The sequence below is a fragment of the Flavobacterium hydrophilum genome (assembly GCF_003202405.1).
Taxonomy (GTDB): domain Bacteria; phylum Bacteroidota; class Bacteroidia; order Flavobacteriales; family Flavobacteriaceae; genus Flavobacterium; species Flavobacterium hydrophilum.
This window is the reverse complement of the sequence record NZ_QJHL01000001.1, coordinates 1,422,746-1,439,385: the sequence shown is the minus strand read 5'-3', so window position 1 is coordinate 1,439,385 and position 16,640 is coordinate 1,422,746. Positions and strand designations below refer to the sequence as shown.

Below are 16,640 nucleotides of genomic sequence, written 5' to 3'. Positions count from 1 at the left end.
TATCATTTTAAAATTTGATTCATCTTAGATTTTAGTATTTACTGTGATATAATCCAATACAATTCCTGTTTGATTCACGTTAATTGCAATCGTATGTTTTCCTTTATTTGCATTTGAAACAGGCAGTTTTACAATGGCACTATTGCGCAATACATTTTCTTTCCAGGTTTTATCCCTGTCTTTTGTATTGATCGAAAAGGACTGCGTTTTATTTCCGTCTATCTGTACTTCGATTTGATGATCAAAGTTATTGGCATGCGTAGGCAACAAGTGAATTTCTATTTCATAATTACCCACATTTTCAATTTCAAAATCATAAGAAACTGACGGTTTTTCAGTTTTAAAATACTTTTGTTTTAACGGAAATAAAGTAATAGCATTATTACTATACCCTAAACCGTTAATGGTTTTCCATTGGTATTCTTTAGATTCTTTTATAGAAATAAACTGATTTGCACTTATGAATTTTATCGCTTTTGAAGTTTCTTTAACTGATGCTTCTTTTGAAAATTCGGCTTTTTTAATAGAATCGAAAACCGGCAGATTTCTCGGGCGCATCGACATCATGTGATTCCATTTGCCACTGCTCAGTTTCTCATTATAAAAATCAGTCAGTTCTTTTATTTTGTTATATGATCCATTAGATAGTGTTTCGTATTTTTTTTTCTCATTTACATCTGATGCCCTGCAAGCCAAATTCCAGTATAAAAATTTATGGTTCATATAAGCAGCTGATTTAATCGGATAAGTTACCAATTGAAAATAAGCATTTAGTCTTTCATCAGGAACAAGTTGGCCAGTATCTACTGAAACGGCAGAGTTCCAAACATCTACTTCTTTAACCAAATTATTGTAAGCTTTTATTCTTTTCTGACATTCTTCTTCAGTAAAATCGGATAGTTTTATTTGCGTAGTAGGTTCAGTCTGACTCCATCCCATGTATTCAGGCTTTCTGAGAAATGCTAATCGGTAATATTCTTCAAATACAGGACTTAAGTATTCTGCAATTTGGGAAGAGAGTTCTCTGGTAATCCAGTCTTTCAGATACTTATTAATTCCATCCGATTTTATGCTGTTAATATCCCATGCCAAATCCAGAAAAAGTTCTGTATCATATTCGGCAGGTTTTATATCTCCAACATTTACGATCCACATTTTTTTAGCTCCATTTTCATACGCTTTGGTCATTTCATACCAAATCAAACCCGGTTGAGTTGTACTTAGCCAAAGATAATCATGAGGTCTTCCCCAATAACTGATGTGATAATAAACACCGCTTCCTCCTGCCCTTTTTTGCTCTTCTTCATTACTGAGACGACGAATATACCCGTAATTATCATCTGGCCAGACCAAAGTTATATCATCGGGAACTTTAAGTCCGTTATCGTATAATTCCAACACTTCTTTGTACGGTACAAAAGCCTGAGGAATGTCTTTTAACGGTTTTTTAAAAGTGTTCGAAAGCATCTCACGCTGATTTAAAATGATTTTTTCCACCATATCGCTGGATTCTTTCAAATCTTTGGCACCTTCCATTTTACTGTCGTGAACGCCACGCATACCCAATGTCATAATGGTTTCGTTCTGAGCCGATTTTAATTCATCTAAACGATACTGCCAATATTTATCTACCTGTGTTTTATTGGTAAAATAATTATAATCTCCATGAATTTTAGGTTTCCATTCATCCACATTATTTCGGAGCATTGGTTCAGCATGTGATGAACCGATAACCATATGGTATTTTTGAGCCATTTCCTTATTCCCCGGAAGGGTAAAAAAACCTTTTGTAGAAGGATGCATAGCCGGCCAGATGGTGTTGGCTTTTAAACGCAGTAATAACTGAAATATCTTTTCGTAAGTTTTGGGTCCGATGTTTCCAACTTCCGGTTCGAATGTTTTTTCTGCCCACGGCTCTAATCCCCAGTCTTCATCATTTAAAAAGATTCCTCTGTATTGTACCGATGGTGATGAAATGATGCCTTTTTGAGGAAGAAGCAATGTTAGTTTTTCTTTTTTTATCGGATGAACATCTGCCCACCATTTCCATGGAGAAATTCCCAGACGCTCTGTAATTTCGAAAATGGCATAAACTGTTCCTCTTATATCGCTTCCAACTACCACAAGATTTTCCTTCTCTTTTTTAATGGAAAATTTCTCCCACTGACCAGACAAATCTTTTGATTTTGATTTAAAAAGATCTGATGAAGCCTGTCCAATATAAATTCCTTTTTTCGAAATAGTTTGTGTTGGAACAATTTCGGGTCTTTTTCCGGTTATCTCTTTTACATCATCAGCCAATTCGTTTACAGCCCAAATAACTAATTCGTCTGTATTTTTATCGATATAAATTGTAGTTAACTGATTGGAATCTGCAATTGAAAAATTAACTGCGTTTTTATCCTGACTGTAAATGTTGTTACTCAAAAAAATAAGCAACAACAGCAACCTTGCAAGTATATTTTTGTTCATATTTAAGTTTGTTTATCTAAAAACAAAAGTTCAAAGTTTACAACTGATTATGTTACAACTTTGAACTTCTGTATCTTTAGATTATTAGAAAAAATTACTCCACCAACTGCTTGTTTAAAAGCACATTTTTTAAGGTAATTCCGTCTACAATACTTTTATCAACAGCTGTTTTAGTTGCTTCAATATTCAGGTTTTCGAAAGTAAAATTAGATAAACGAACATTCGGGTCTTTTTCTACATTAAAAAACGTATCCGATTTCATTTCGATATTTTTTAAAGTCACATGATCGCCATAAGATAACGGAACATCAGGACGGCCTTTTAAATCAAAAAATTGTTTCCATGCCAATACAACAAGGCAATTTTTCGCCTGTCCTTTAATGTCTTCTACTCTAATGTACTCGTATCTTTGAGGTGTATCCGGTCTCATTTTTAACCAAAGCATTCTCGTGGCACCATCGATTTGGCAATTACGCATAATCACATTTCTGTTGTGAATAGATTCGCTTCCGTTTGTTAACGCCGAATGACAGAAACCAAATCGACAATCTTCGATGATGATATTAGCATTTGGTCCATTATTTTTATCCTGATCTGCATAAGGACCTTTACCGCCTTTTAATGCAATTGCATCATCATTTACAGACAAATAACATCCTTTCACTAACACATTCGTACAGATATCAACATCGATTGCATCCGTACTTGGAGCTTTAACTTCTAAATGCGGAGAGAAGATGTATAAATCTAATAGTTTTACATTATTACATTTATAAAAGTGATTCGTCCAGAAACCTGAATTGATCAGTTTAACATCCTGAAATTGCACATTATTGGAATTCCATACAAAAACCAGTCTTGGTCTTGAAACTTCTAAATTGGTACATTTTGGGTTGATCTTGCGTCTCGCCCAGAAAGCTTCATAATATTTATAACCATTTCCGTTGATAGTTCCTTTTCCTGAAATCGAAAAATTATCCACACCATACGCATTGACCAAAGCCGGAAAATAATCCAGGTTCTGACCTTCCATTCTGGATGGCATAATCGGATAGTTGGCAATATCATCTGAACCTTTTAGAGTTCCACCTTCAGCAACATATAAACTTGTTTTAGGCTTAAAGAACAAAGCACCGCTCAGAAAAACCCCTTTTGGAATCACAATTACCCCTCCTCCGCTTTTGGCTGCTTTATCAATTACCTTTTGAATCGCAACGGTCTGGATTTTGGTACTGTCTTTAGTAACTCCAAAATCTGTAATGGTGTATTGTTTTCCTAAATCTTTCAATTGAAGTTTAGTGTAATCCTTAAACCATGGTGTAATGGCGCTTCCATCAGGAAATGTATCGTTTTTATAATTTTGAGAAAATGCAGACTGGAAAATTCCAAAAATGCAGATTGCAAGTGTCAATAATCTTTTCATTGTATCTTTTTTGGTTTTTAAATTTTATGAGGTTTTATTTTAATTTGACTGATAGAAATATAATATCCTGTGCTTCCGTAATTTGATTTTCTTTTATCTGACCAGTTTGGCCTTTCCCCTGTAACAGAAACGGTTAAATGATAATTGCCTTTTTTAAGCAACGGAGACCTGAAAACTTGTGTTTCGATTGAAAATTTGCTATACATGTCAACGAGGGCTGACACAATTACCTTGCCTTTTTTATCGGTTAAAACAACTTTAGCATACCCGTTTTCAGAACCAACTAAACTATACAATGCAATTTGCTCACCGGTAAAACTAACTGTAAACGAAGCATCTTTTTCCTCAGATCTGCTTTCAGATGTTGTTTCTTTCCAATTGCCTTTATATTGGATTTGTGTATCAGTATTTTTAATGATTTCGTCATTACTGTCTGCAACAGATGAAATTCCGGTTACAGTATATAGTTGCCAGGCATCCTGATAATCAGGAATCGAAAGTGATGTTCCCGAAATTACAAGCGGCTGCCAGACATACGTTGCTGAAGAAGCCTGTTTAGGAAAAGACCATCTGTCACCCATAAACATATACGTTGTGCCTTTTGTGCACTGAATTGGTAATACAAAAGTCGATTGTGAATTCCACGTCAGTGTTCCTTCCGGAGCGATTAAACCCTGAGATTGCCAGGGACCTTTCAGTGAATTTGAAGTGTAATAATAGTTATCGTTTTTCTCCCAGCTTGTTAAATGCGACCCTATAAAATAATATAGACCTTCTTTTTTAAGCATTGTCGGAGATTCAAATCCTGATGTAATATTTTCGTTTACTTTCTCCGTAACCGAGTTAAAATCATCGCTCAGTTTGTAAATTTCTCCTCCGTGAACCAAAATATAACCGGAACCATCAGTATCCTGAAAAGTTCCCATATCCCATTTTTTTATCGGTTTGCCCTGATACAAAAGCGGACCTTTAAACTGATACGGACCTTTAATGTTTTTTGAAACGGCATAACCAACAAACTGATCTTTGTACGTTAAAGTATCTGCATGCATGAACATAACAAATTCACCTGTTTTAATGCACTTCATTATTTTTGGTCTTTCACCAACACGATTAGGACCCAGTTTACCCGATTTTTGCAGCGGAAGTGCAATGCTTTCAAATTTCCAGTTATACAAATCTTTTGATGAGTAACAGTTAAAACCTGCAAATGCATTACTGGTGTCTGTATGAGCTTCACCAAATAAATAAAAAGTATCTTTCTCTTTAATAATATTGGCACCATGAGCACTAACAACATTCCCGTTTTGGTCAAACCAGGGAGTTCCGGAATAAATCGCATCCATTTTTCCTGACTGTTGTCCATACGAAGCAGAAACGCACATCATAAGCATAATACACCATGTAACTTTTCTTAAATATTTAAAAATAAAATAATTATTTCTGCTCATTTTTACGATTCCAATTCTTAATTAATCAAATTTATTCTATTATTATTTTTTTTGTATCCTGTACTATCGGTTATAACTGTTAAATAAAAGACAGGATGCTACAGGATGACAATTCTTGCCTGACCGGTTATTTTTACTTATACTAAACTAAGATCATGACAAAGAAATACGGCTACATCTGTCTGTTACTGACCATTTTATTTACTTTAAGCAGTTTTAAAAATGATGAAATTAATCTCAAAGGCAACTGGTATTTTGAAATTGACCGGAACGATGAAGGAATAACTCAGAAATGGTATAACAAAAATCTCGCAGATGTTATAAAACTTCCTGGCTCAATGGCTGAATTTCTGAAAGGAGATGACATCACACTAAAAACAAAATGGACAGGTTCGATCTATGACAGTTCTTTCTATTTTATTCCGCGATTGGAGAAATACCGCCAGCCCGGAAATATACATATTCCGTTTTGGCTTACACCTGCAAAACATTATGTTGGCACTGCCTGGTACCAGAAAGAAGTTAATGTTCCTGCAAACTGGAAAGGCAGACGAATTTTGCTTCATTTAGAAAGAGCTCATATAGAAACCAGAGTCTGGATAAACGACAAAGAAGTGGGTTTGCAAAACTCCTTAGTAGCTCCACATATTTACGATTTAAGCGCATTTCTTTTACCGGGAAAACAGCGCATATCTATTCGGATTGATAACCGGATCACTAAAATAAATGTGGGGCCCGATTCCCATAGCGTTACGGATCACACACAGGGAAACTGGAATGGTATCATTGGTAAAATAGCTTTAGAATCATTTTCACCTGTTTATATTGATGATGTTCAAATTTATCCGGATATAAAAAACAGAAAAGCACGTGTAAAAATCATTTTAAATAATAGCACAGCAAATGAATTTAATGGAAAGTTGTCCTTGTCTGCAAAAAGTTTCAACAGCCCAAAATCAGACCAGACCAAAGAAATTACCAATCAGGTGGCTATTTCTGGCGCTGACAGCAAAATTATTGAAATAGAACTTCCTTTCGGAAAAGGAATGCTGACCTGGGACGAATTTGATCCGGCTTTGTATCATCTGTCCGTAAAACTTAATGCTAAAGGAATACAATCTGAGAAAAAGATTCAGTTTGGGATGCGTGAATTTAAAATTAAGGATAATCAGTTTTTGATTAATGATATTCCGGTATTCCTCCGGGGAACGGTGCATAATTGCGAATTTCCATTAACAGGTTATCCTGCGACTACTGTAGAAGCATGGGACAAAATTTTTAAGACTATCAAATCCTATGGTTTAAATCATGTGCGTTTTCATTCCTGGTGCCCTCCCGAAGCAGCCTTTATTGCGGCAGATAAGGGCGGAATCTATTTACAGCCGGAAGGCCCAAGCTGGCCCAATCACGGTCCAAAAATAGGATTAGGGCAGCCGATTGACCAATTCTTGTATGACGAAACTATACGAATGGCAAAAGATTATGGCAATTATGCTTCGTTTACAATGTTATCTGCAGGCAATGAGCCTGCAGGAAAGCAGGTAGAGTATCTCAACAAATTTGTGGATTTTTGGAAAGCCAAAGACAGTAGAAGGGTTTATACCGGAATGTCTGTTGGCGGAAGCTGGCCTGTGGTTCCAAATGCAGAATATCAGTCACGTGGCGGTGTACGAGGTTTGAACTGGAATAAATTGCCCGAAACAGAAACAGATTTCAGTGCCGGAATTGCTCCTTTTAAAGTGCCATTTGTTGCGCATGAAATCGGTCAGTATTGTGTTTTTCCGAATTTTGAAGAAATATCTAAATACAAAGGGGTTTACAGGGCTAAAAATTTCGAAATGTTCCGTCAGGATCTTGCCGATCACAACATGGCAGATCAGGCAAAAGACTTTTTGAATGCCTCCGGAAAACTACAGGTTTTGTGTTATAAAAACGAAATTGAAAAAATGCTGAGAACTCCCGGATATGCAGGATTCCAAGCGTTAGGGTTGCAGGATTTTCCTGGTCAGGGAACCGCTTTAGTAGGTGTTTTGGATGCTTTTTTTCAGGAAAAAGGATATGTAACTTCTCAGGAATATAAACGATTTTGTAACGAAACGGTTCCGTTGCTGAAAGTTCCAAAATTTATTTATACCAACACCGAAATCTTTAAGGCTGAAATAGCGCTTTTTCACTCAGGAAAAAGTCCTTTACAAAATGCGGTAATTAGCTGGACTATCAAAAATAAAAAAGGAATTGCTCTTTCTGAAGGAAATTTTGACCCTAAAACTTATGAAAATGGAAACGGTATTTTAGTTGGAAATCTGACTTTTCCATTAGCAGAAATCAAAGAAGCATCCAAACTAAATCTTGAAGTAAAAGTCAATAATACGTCTTTTGTAAACGATTGGGATTTTTGGGTTTATCCTGACAAAAATACGAAAATTACTTCCTCTGTATATTACACAACTGTTCTGGATGACAAAGCCAAAGATGTTTTGCAGAATGGAGGAAAAGTCTTTTTGAATGCATCAGGCAAAGTTGTAAAAGGGAAAGAGGTAGAAATGCATTTTCTTCCGGTTTTCTGGAATACTTCGTGGTTCAAAATGCGCCCTCCACACGTCACGGGAATGCTTATTCAGGATAAAAGCCCTGCTTTTGCTAATTTCCCAACCAGTTTTCATAGTGATTTGCAATGGTGGGAAATTCAAAATCGCTCACAGGTGATGAATCTTGAAGATTTTCCGGCAAATTTCCGTCCTTTGGTTCAGCCTATCGATACCTGGTTTATGAACCGCAGACTGGCATTAATAATAGAAGCTAAAGTCGGTAAAGGAAAAATTATCGTGAGCAGCGCCGATTTAGGTCCGGATTTAGAAAATAAACCTGCTGCAAAGCAATTGTTCATTTCCTTGCAGCAATACATGAATTCTGATACTTTTAATCCAAAAGAGGATTTGAGCTTTGATGTCTTAATCGATATTTTCGTAAGCCCTTCAAAAGAACAATTTAAAACGTTTACCAAAGACAGTCCGGATGAATTGAAACCTAATTCTAATCAGAATAAAATCAAATAGTTTAATATAAAAAATCACAAAAAATCCCCGAAAAGAGTCTTCGGGGATTTTTTGTAATTACTACTTTCACCAATATTACTTTCCTTTTTCCGGAACAATATCAATGCTGATTGCTGCTGCTTCCAGACCTTCTGCTGAAGCTTTTATTTCGATTTTCCCACTATTTTTAGTGGCTTTAATGATTGCAATTGCTTTTCCGTTATAAGCACTTCTTTCAGGAGTCTGATAAGATTCATGACTAATGATATTACCATTGTCAACTCCAATAATTTTACCTGAATCTGTAACTGTAAATTTAATTAGGTTATCTGCATTTGCACATCGAATGCCTTTATCATCAACAATTGTCGCTGTGATAAAAGATACATCATCCCAATTGTTGACAAGTGTTGGATTACTTTTGGTAAGAATAATTTTTGATGGTTTTCCGGCAGATGTAAAGGATTCTTCAGCCACTACTTTGCCTTTATCCTTTCCAATAGCTTTTATTGTTCCTTCTTCAAAAGTGACATTCCATTCTCTTGGTGAATCATCTGCAGGCTTTTTTACAGATCCTAATGATTTATCGTTAAGAAAAAGCTCTACTTCCTCACAATTACTGTATACCTGAACTTTCGCATTATCGTAGGTATCAAAATCATTCGGCGTCCAGTCGGCAACCCATTTTCCTTCTCCGGCGTTTTCAGATTTTCTCATGATATGAACCACTGGTTCTTCTGACCACCAGCTGTCTCTTTGCAGGGATTGCTGTTTCCAGTTTCCGGCTCTGTCAAATAAACCCTGATTGTTTGTGGTTTCCGGCCAATCTGCTTCTCCAAGATAATCATAACCTGTCCATAAAAACTGGCCTGCCATATACGGTTTGTCGCGTAAAGCCAGCCATTGAACCAAAACGTGTGTATTTTCAGTTCCCAAGACTTTCCAGGTTGGATGTGCTTCGTGAGCAGCTATTAATTCATTTTCACGGTAATTTTGTCCTACAACATCCATCTGCTCGGCAAAACCGCTTAAATATACTTTAGAATTCGCAGGCCTGAAAAGTGCCATTGTTACAGGTCTGGTATCATCATATTTTTTTACCACATCTTCCTGCATTTTATATTTTTTGTACCCTTCCGGATAACTTAAATCATCATGAATTTCATTTCCTATACTATAAATTACAATTGACGGATGGTTTCTGTCTCTCAAAATAAGATCTCTCGTATCTTGCTCCCACCATTCTTTAAAATACAAGTTGTATCCTTTTTCTCCATTGTGCTTCGCAGCCGTCCAGGTATCAAAAGTTTCATCCATAACCAGAAATCCCATTTGGTCACACAAATCAAGAAATTCCGGAGCGACAGGATTATGCGAAGTGCGAATGGCATTAACACCTACTTCTTTTAATTTTTTAAAACGTTCTTTCCATACCCCTAAAGGAACTGCTGCTCCCACTGCACCTCCATCATGATGCAGACAAACGCCTTTTAGCTTCAAATTTTTACCGTTTAACCAAAAACCGGATTCGGCAATGAATTCTGATTTTTTAATTCCAAATGGAATGGTTTGATTGTCGATAAGTGTTTTTCCCGAATATAATCTGGTGGTTGCCGTGTATAAATTAGGCGTCTCCAAATTCCATAATTTTGGATTTGAGATTTCAATATCATGCGAAAACAAAACTGTACCATTAGCAGCAATATTCTTTACGCTTTCAGCTGTTTTAACCACTTTTCCAGTAGCATCGGCAATTTCGATTTGCAATTTGTAATCACCTGCAGCTGCTTTGTTGTCAATTTCCACCTTTAAATTCACAACACCTTTAGAAGCTGTAGCGATTGGGGTAGTAATAAAGGTCCCCCAATGTTTCAAATGCGTCGCATTAACCGAAACCAAACGAACATGACGATAAATACCCGCACCGGTATAATAACGGGAAGCCGGCTGAATTGTATTATCAGCTCTTACTGCAATGACATTCGGTTTGTCAAAATTTAGATAAGGAGTCAAATCATACGCAAAACTGATATATCCATAAGGTCGTTTTCCTAAATGTTGGCCGTTTATCCAGACATCGCTGTTGGCCATTACACCATCAAATTCGATAGTGATTAGTTTTTTGACATCTTCTTTATCGATTTTGAATGTTTTGCGGTACCATCCAATTCCGGCTGGCAAATAACCTCCACCACGAGCCGTTGGATTTGTTTTGTCATAAGGTCCTTCAATACTCCAGTCATGAGGCACATTAAGGGTTCTCCATTTTGTATCATCAAATGACGGATTCTCCGCGCTAACAACTTCGCCTTTTGTGAACTGCCAGCCATTATCAAAATTAATAACTTTACGTGCCTGCGAAAAACCACTTGTTACTAAAACTAAAAACAGTAAAGCAAATGATAACTGTTTAATCTTTATTCTTTTAAAATATTTCATTTTTTCATTTTTAAAATCAGATTATTATTTTCGTTTCAGCCATTCTTTCGGCACATTCACAATACAGATATTCATCGTACGATTGTCTTCAGAAAGCATCGCCGACTGAATTTGGATTTTGGTTCCGTCTCTGTTAAATGTTGGATGAATGTGATCGGCTGCAGTTTGTTTATGTCCCGTAGTAAGCATCATCATTTCGTTTGTGTTTCTGTCTATTAAATACAAACTTCTCGAAAAATCATCCCCTACTGCCCATCGTCCGTCTGCAGAACCATGTACATGCCACAATCCGCTGCCGCTTTTGGTTTGTCCGGCAATAATCATTTCTCTGGTTCTAAGATTTACAATTCCTAAGCCAGTAGGTTTTTCACGGGTTCCGGTATTTCCCCAATTGCTTTCCTGTCCGGGATTAACCGGATTTCTGATTTCGCCATTTTCAGCAATTTCTACAGGAGCTTCTTTCTGAATATCTATTTTACGATGTCCCATGATGGCTATCGCTACTTCATCTTTAGAAATCACTGCCTCGTGCGTTACCCATTCAAAATCAGATTCGGGATACAAAGGACGTAAACCCGTTCCGTCTGCCATAACGGTCCACGTTCTTTGAGGTGACTTCCCTCCTGTTTCCCAGCAAAAAACCAATTCTCCAGGATTCCATATGTTCGACTGAATATGTCCAACCTGAAATGGTACTGAAACGACATGTTTAAATTCACCTGTTTTTAAATTCATGCTGCTGATTCCGCCCGGACCTGCTCCCATATTCCTCGGACCGATACTTTTCTCTATTTTTACATTCGAATCTAAGTGTCTTCCCGCTTCTTCCTTTCCGATTCTGAAATAAATTCGTTCTTCATCAGCATCCAGCGCCATATCGCCTGAAGCACCCATTTCAGGAGTTGTCACACCGCGAACGTGTTCGTAAGCTGAAACCGGTTTCATTTTTCCTGCCTGACTGTCTTTAAAAACAGCATCCAGATTTACCTCTACAATCTGCATTTTATCTCCTTCTCCTTTTCGCATAAAAAACAGTTTCATGCTTTTTTGAGCCATGCATAAAGTTCCGGTATACCCTCCTTCGGTAACCTGAACCATTATGCCTGATTTTTCGTTGACAGCTACTGCTTCTCCATTGGCTCTTTTGGTTCTGAAAATCAGCCATTCTCCATCTGATGTCCATTGCGGATGTGTTGGATAGGTTTTAGAATCTCCTGCCTGTTTGGTTGTCAAAAAAATCAATTCCTGACCTGTGACCGGATCTTTTATTATCTTTTTTTCTGATGGAAAACGGGTACCAATCTGACTGAAAGAAGTCATAGTTGCTAATAAAAAAATGACACTTAAATGGCTCTTCATCTTATTTGTGTAAATTGTTTTTACCTTCAACTTTTAATTGTATTGCACTGTCATTTATCTGAAACTGATTGTCTTTTAACAACAAAATTACTTCGGCTCCAGCCAATAAAACAGGACCATAACCATGAGCGGCAAAAACGTTTATCGGACGGTAATAATAAAACGCAGGATCAAAGCCCATACCTGTACCTACGCAGGTTCCTTCTACCTGACCTTTTTCATTTACTTTTGAAGCAACTGCATTCCAACCCAATAAAACGGCTGGACCATAAGTCATTTTATCTACATATCCACGATTAATTGCTCGGGCAATAGAATACGTGTAAATAGCTGTCGCAGAAGTTTCCAGATAGGAATCATTTTTATCTAATAACTGATGCCAAAAACCAGTTCCGTGCTGATATTGCACCAAACCGGCGATGTGTTTTTGTAATTGTGCCAAAACCTGTGGATATCCCGGATGATTTTTAGGTAAAACTTCCAGTAATTCAACCATTGTCATTATAGCCCAACCATTAGCTCTTGCCCAATGAAACTGCGGATGTACTTCCATCGATTCAACCCAGCCGTGCATGTAGATTCCTTTTTGCTCGTTGAACATTCTTTTAGAAAACTGATTCACTTGTTTTACAGCATCATCAAAATATTTTGTGTCACCTGTGTAAGCCCCCATTTGTGCTAAAGCCGGTACGCTCATAAACATATCGTCTAACCAAAGCGTATTATCCTGAGGCCTGTTTCGGGCTAAAGTTCCGTCTTTTAACCTAAACTGTTCACTGCTGATAAAGTGGATATAATTATTAACCAAAGGATCAATATTGGCTTTTAAACCTTCTTTTTTTGCCTTAATAAAAGCAGCACAAAGCGCTCCTGCAAAATCCAAAGCTTCGGGATGAAGCGTTTTGAGCATGTCTTTATCCTTGATATTTTTTTCCTGAATATTTTCTGCAACATCAGCGATTAATTGTATTCTTTTATTCGAATAATCGGCAAAGTATTTTTCTCCTGTAGCTTTAGATGCTAACAACATTCCGGCATAGGTAACGCCCCATTCGTAACTCGTTAATCTAAAAGCTCCTGGTTCGAAAATAACATCTTCTTTGTTTTTTTTATAGTCGGTAATTTCAGCCTTTGTTGCTGCATTTATAATTTTTGAAGCCGAATTTTTATCTAAAAAATTATAGACTCTGTCCAATACCGATTTTATATTTTCTTTTTGCGGAATTACATACGGTGTTGGATAATCAGGCTGCATTAGATGCAAAGGTGTTGTGGCATCATTGGTTTGGGCGTTTGCAAAATTGCTGACACCCAAAACAAATAAGGCGATAATTTTGGTTGATTTATAGTTCATGGTTAATGTTAGTTTAAAATTTATAATTATTACTGTTTATTATTTTATCTGAATTCGATTCATAGATTATTTTATATAAATTATTTTTTTACTTAATGTTTTTTAAATCCAAAATGTCTTCAATATTTATTCGCACAGGCCCAATTAATCCCGATTCTAACAGTGGGGTGTTTTTTTCAAAGAAATCTACGGTACAAAAAGTGATACGGTTTTTACTGGGACGTTCAATTTTATTAACAACCCACTGAGGTATTTCCTGAAGATTACGTCCAATGACGGGAGCGGGCTTCACATATGGAAAGTCGCGAATTGGTCCCCAAACACAATCTTCGGGCTCGTTTTTATCACCAATAATTCTATTCGGCCAAAGGTTAGTAACAGTTACCTCTAATTGGTTTTCTCCTGAATTACAATAATCAGTTATATCTACAGAAAATGGCGGTTTCCAGATCACAGCAACTTTTTTCTGATTTACTGTGACAGTGGCAATATTTTTAACCTTTCCTAAATCCAACAAAAGACGTTTATTGGTTTTAAGTTGTTTCGAATTCAGTTGAAATGTTTTTTTGTAAGAGGCTGTTCCTGAAAAAAAACGAATACCAGGATCAGTATGTAATGGCCATGAAATTAGTTTTGCAAAGTGAGCTGTAGGAGCTGCTCCACGATTCTCTTCGAAATTAACATTCCAATTATCATTCAAAAGTATCGTTTCAGGATCTTTATTTTGTTTTATCGTGGTTGTTTTATTGTTTTTAAAGCTAACTTCATAAACTCCTTTTTTACTCAAAATCAGTTTATTATCATTTGTTATCTGAAGTTTAGTTTTTAAATCTTCTCCGTTTAGGGAAATTGTTTTAACAGAGTTTGAATTTCCTTCATTTTTTTTACGGAATACAATAAAACAAGAACCATTCGCTTCCAGATTAAGAGAAATAGAAGTTTGATTTTTATTATTTTCCCAAATTAACACATCTGTCATTTTTCCGGAAACAGGATCCCAAAGTTCCGGCTTCATGTCTTTAATTCTGAAGTTGATTCGGTATGATTTATTATCTGATGTAGGATTGGAAATGAAATAATAATCCACATTTTTATCATTTCGATGAATCCAATTAAGATCTTTTTCATTGTCTAACACTTCCACATCTTTTGAGATTTCTTCTAATGCCAAAACCTCTTTTGCGGAATAGCCGCTATATACTTTGCCTTTACCAATATTAAGTATTCTTTTTTCTGATTTTTTTTCTCCAAATGAGCCAAACAAACGTTCACTAATACTTTTTATTTCAAGAGTATTTTCAATTGATTTGTTTAAACCTGGACTTCCTGCAAATCCATTTCCAACAACAACAGCACCATCGTCAACCAATTTCTCTATTTTGTGGGCCAGTTCCGGTTCCAGCTTGCAATCGTTTGGCAGTATCAGTATTTTATAAGTCATACCATCAGGAAGTACTAATTTATTATCGTTAACGGAGAAACGCGTCAATAGTTCTTTTTCGTTGCAGATGTCTCCTTTATAGCCTCCCGGAATAAAGGTTTTCTTTTGTCTTGATAACTGTAAATAACATATATCGCTGACAAACAATCCTTTTTGAAGGAGAAGCTGACAGCGGGATACATATTGTATCCATTCCGCCGCTCCATGATCCCACCAGGTTTGTGATGGCCCGAATTGTGTTCCCCACCATCCCATTGTCATACCCGGTTTTAAATGAGGCCAAGGCTGATGCGCACTTGCATGAAGCACAAAAAGATTTACGCCTTCACAAAATGCGAGATCGCCTGTGGCTTTCAAATCGGCTAAATCATTTTGAAAAGCGTATTGCGGTTGTCCCGTAAAAGCTTCTGCTGCTACAATTTTTTTTCCGTTAACGTGTGCATTACTGGAAACAGGCAAAATGGAATCCCATCCCCAGGTTGCAGGTTTTGTCCAAAATTCGCACATCACCATATCACCAATACCACGAATAGCCGTTTCATCAAAATTTTTCTTTCCCGTTCCATAAGGTTCACATAAAAATTCCAATCCCGGCGTTTTATGTATTAATTCTTCCAGATATCCATAATAGTTATCGGCATAAAGTTCATTGATAGTCCGTTGCATATCATATTGGAAACGTTCTGTACTATCTTTTGAATCAATGACATAACAAGCCTTAACCAAAAGCCACGGGAGTAATTCATAACCTCTTCGGGTTTTAAATTCTGCTGACATTTTAGGAGTCCAGTCTTGAAAACCAGCTTCATAACTATCAATTTCGATCCGTTTGAAAGTTTTTCCACTATGTTTACCAGCCAAGTCTAATAGTTTTTTCGGATATAAAGCCCAAAATTTATCAAGGGCATTTCGGTTCATTTTGTCCACTTCCAAACCTTGTCCTGAAACCGGGGCAGTCATATTCATTTCTCCTGTAGTGGTATGTCCAAACCGAAATATTTCCCATTGCCCTTCCGGTAATTTTTTATTTAATCGGTCCTCTTTATCAAGTCCATCAGTAATAACAATTATATTCTCTTTAGTAAGATTCTCTTTTCCTTTTGGTATAGCAATCAGGCATATATCTTTATAATAATTCCATTTAGCTTCTATTTGTGCTTTTGCAACAATACTTCCCATAGCCGTTTTTCCGGAAACCGATGTTTTTGCCCAAATCAGTTTTTGCATAGAATCTTCTACCTTTAAACCCGGAGCACCACTGGATGACCATCCAGGGCTGTTATGGGTTCCAAAATCCATTCCTAATCTCTGGCATTCGTCTAATGAAAATTGCATTAAATCATTCCATTGCCCCCCTAAAACAGTTATATTTGGATCGGTAATATCGGCTTCAGATCCGCCTACTAAAAATTGCTGGACATTTTTTATCCCTACTTTTTTAAATGCTTCCAAATCAGATGTAATTCCTTCTTTGGTTACACAACCATTCATCCATTGCCATAAAATATAGGGAGTTGGTCCATTTGCATCGGCAAAATCTTTCGCTATTTGATCATCATCTGAATTATTATCCTTTATAATAAAGGATGCATTTACTATCAAAATCGACAATAATAACATGAAAACCAGTGCTTTTATAAAAAATTTAATTTTCATCTATTTTACC

8 protein-coding genes are annotated in these 16,640 nt (G+C 36.5%); 1 reads left to right on the top strand and 7 read right to left on the bottom strand.

The window, feature by feature from the left end; all coding sequences use genetic code 11:
* Positions 1 to 24 precede the first annotated feature (24 nt).
* From DMB68_RS05500 to DMB68_RS05490, 3 genes are all read right to left on the bottom strand, one after another.
* Positions 25 to 2,472, bottom strand: coding sequence for a glycosyl hydrolase 115 family protein (locus tag DMB68_RS05500; RefSeq protein WP_110345626.1), 2,448 nt, complete (start codon positions 2,470 to 2,472; stop codon positions 25 to 27).
* Positions 2,473 to 2,566: 94 nt separating this feature from the next.
* The gene (locus DMB68_RS05495) at positions 2,567 to 3,895 is read right to left on the bottom strand and encodes a rhamnogalacturonidase (RefSeq protein WP_110345625.1); all 1,329 of its coding nucleotides are present in this window, start codon (positions 3,893 to 3,895) and stop codon (positions 2,567 to 2,569) included.
* Between the two features lie 17 nt (positions 3,896 to 3,912).
* A complete protein-coding gene (locus DMB68_RS05490) occupies positions 3,913 to 5,346 on the bottom strand; it encodes a family 43 glycosylhydrolase (protein WP_110345624.1) in 1,434 nt (477 codons plus the stop codon).
* A gap of 155 nt (positions 5,347 to 5,501) precedes the next feature.
* Here DMB68_RS05490 and DMB68_RS05485 point away from each other — a divergent pair, with 155 nt between their 5' ends.
* The gene (locus DMB68_RS05485; RefSeq protein ID WP_110345623.1) at positions 5,502 to 8,402 is read left to right on the top strand and encodes an exo-beta-1,4-galactosidase; all 2,901 of its coding nucleotides are present in this window, start codon (positions 5,502 to 5,504) and stop codon (positions 8,400 to 8,402) included.
* A 75-nt stretch (positions 8,403 to 8,477) separates the two neighbouring features.
* Here the strand turns inward: DMB68_RS05485 and DMB68_RS05480 are convergent, their stop codons facing one another.
* The 4 genes from DMB68_RS05480 to DMB68_RS05465 all read right to left on the bottom strand — a co-directional run bounded on the left by DMB68_RS05480 (position 8,478) and on the right by DMB68_RS05465 (position 16,630).
* Positions 8,478 to 10,820, bottom strand: coding sequence for a glycoside hydrolase family 2 TIM barrel-domain containing protein (locus DMB68_RS05480; RefSeq protein ID WP_110345622.1), 2,343 nt, complete (start codon positions 10,818 to 10,820; stop codon positions 8,478 to 8,480).
* Positions 10,821 to 10,844: 24 nt separating this feature from the next.
* On the bottom strand, positions 10,845 to 12,179 hold the full coding sequence (locus DMB68_RS05475; protein ID WP_110345621.1) for a hypothetical protein: 1,335 nt from the start codon (positions 12,177 to 12,179) through the stop codon (positions 10,845 to 10,847).
* Between the two features lies 1 nt (position 12,180).
* The gene (locus DMB68_RS05470; protein ID WP_110345620.1) at positions 12,181 to 13,533 is read right to left on the bottom strand and encodes a glycoside hydrolase family 88/105 protein; all 1,353 of its coding nucleotides are present in this window, start codon (positions 13,531 to 13,533) and stop codon (positions 12,181 to 12,183) included.
* Positions 13,534 to 13,621: 88 nt separating this feature from the next.
* Positions 13,622 to 16,630: a glycosyl hydrolase gene (locus DMB68_RS05465; protein ID WP_110345619.1), complete on the bottom strand. Its 3,009-nt coding sequence runs from the start codon at positions 16,628 to 16,630 to the stop codon at positions 13,622 to 13,624.
* Positions 16,631 to 16,640: the final 10 nt, after the last annotated feature.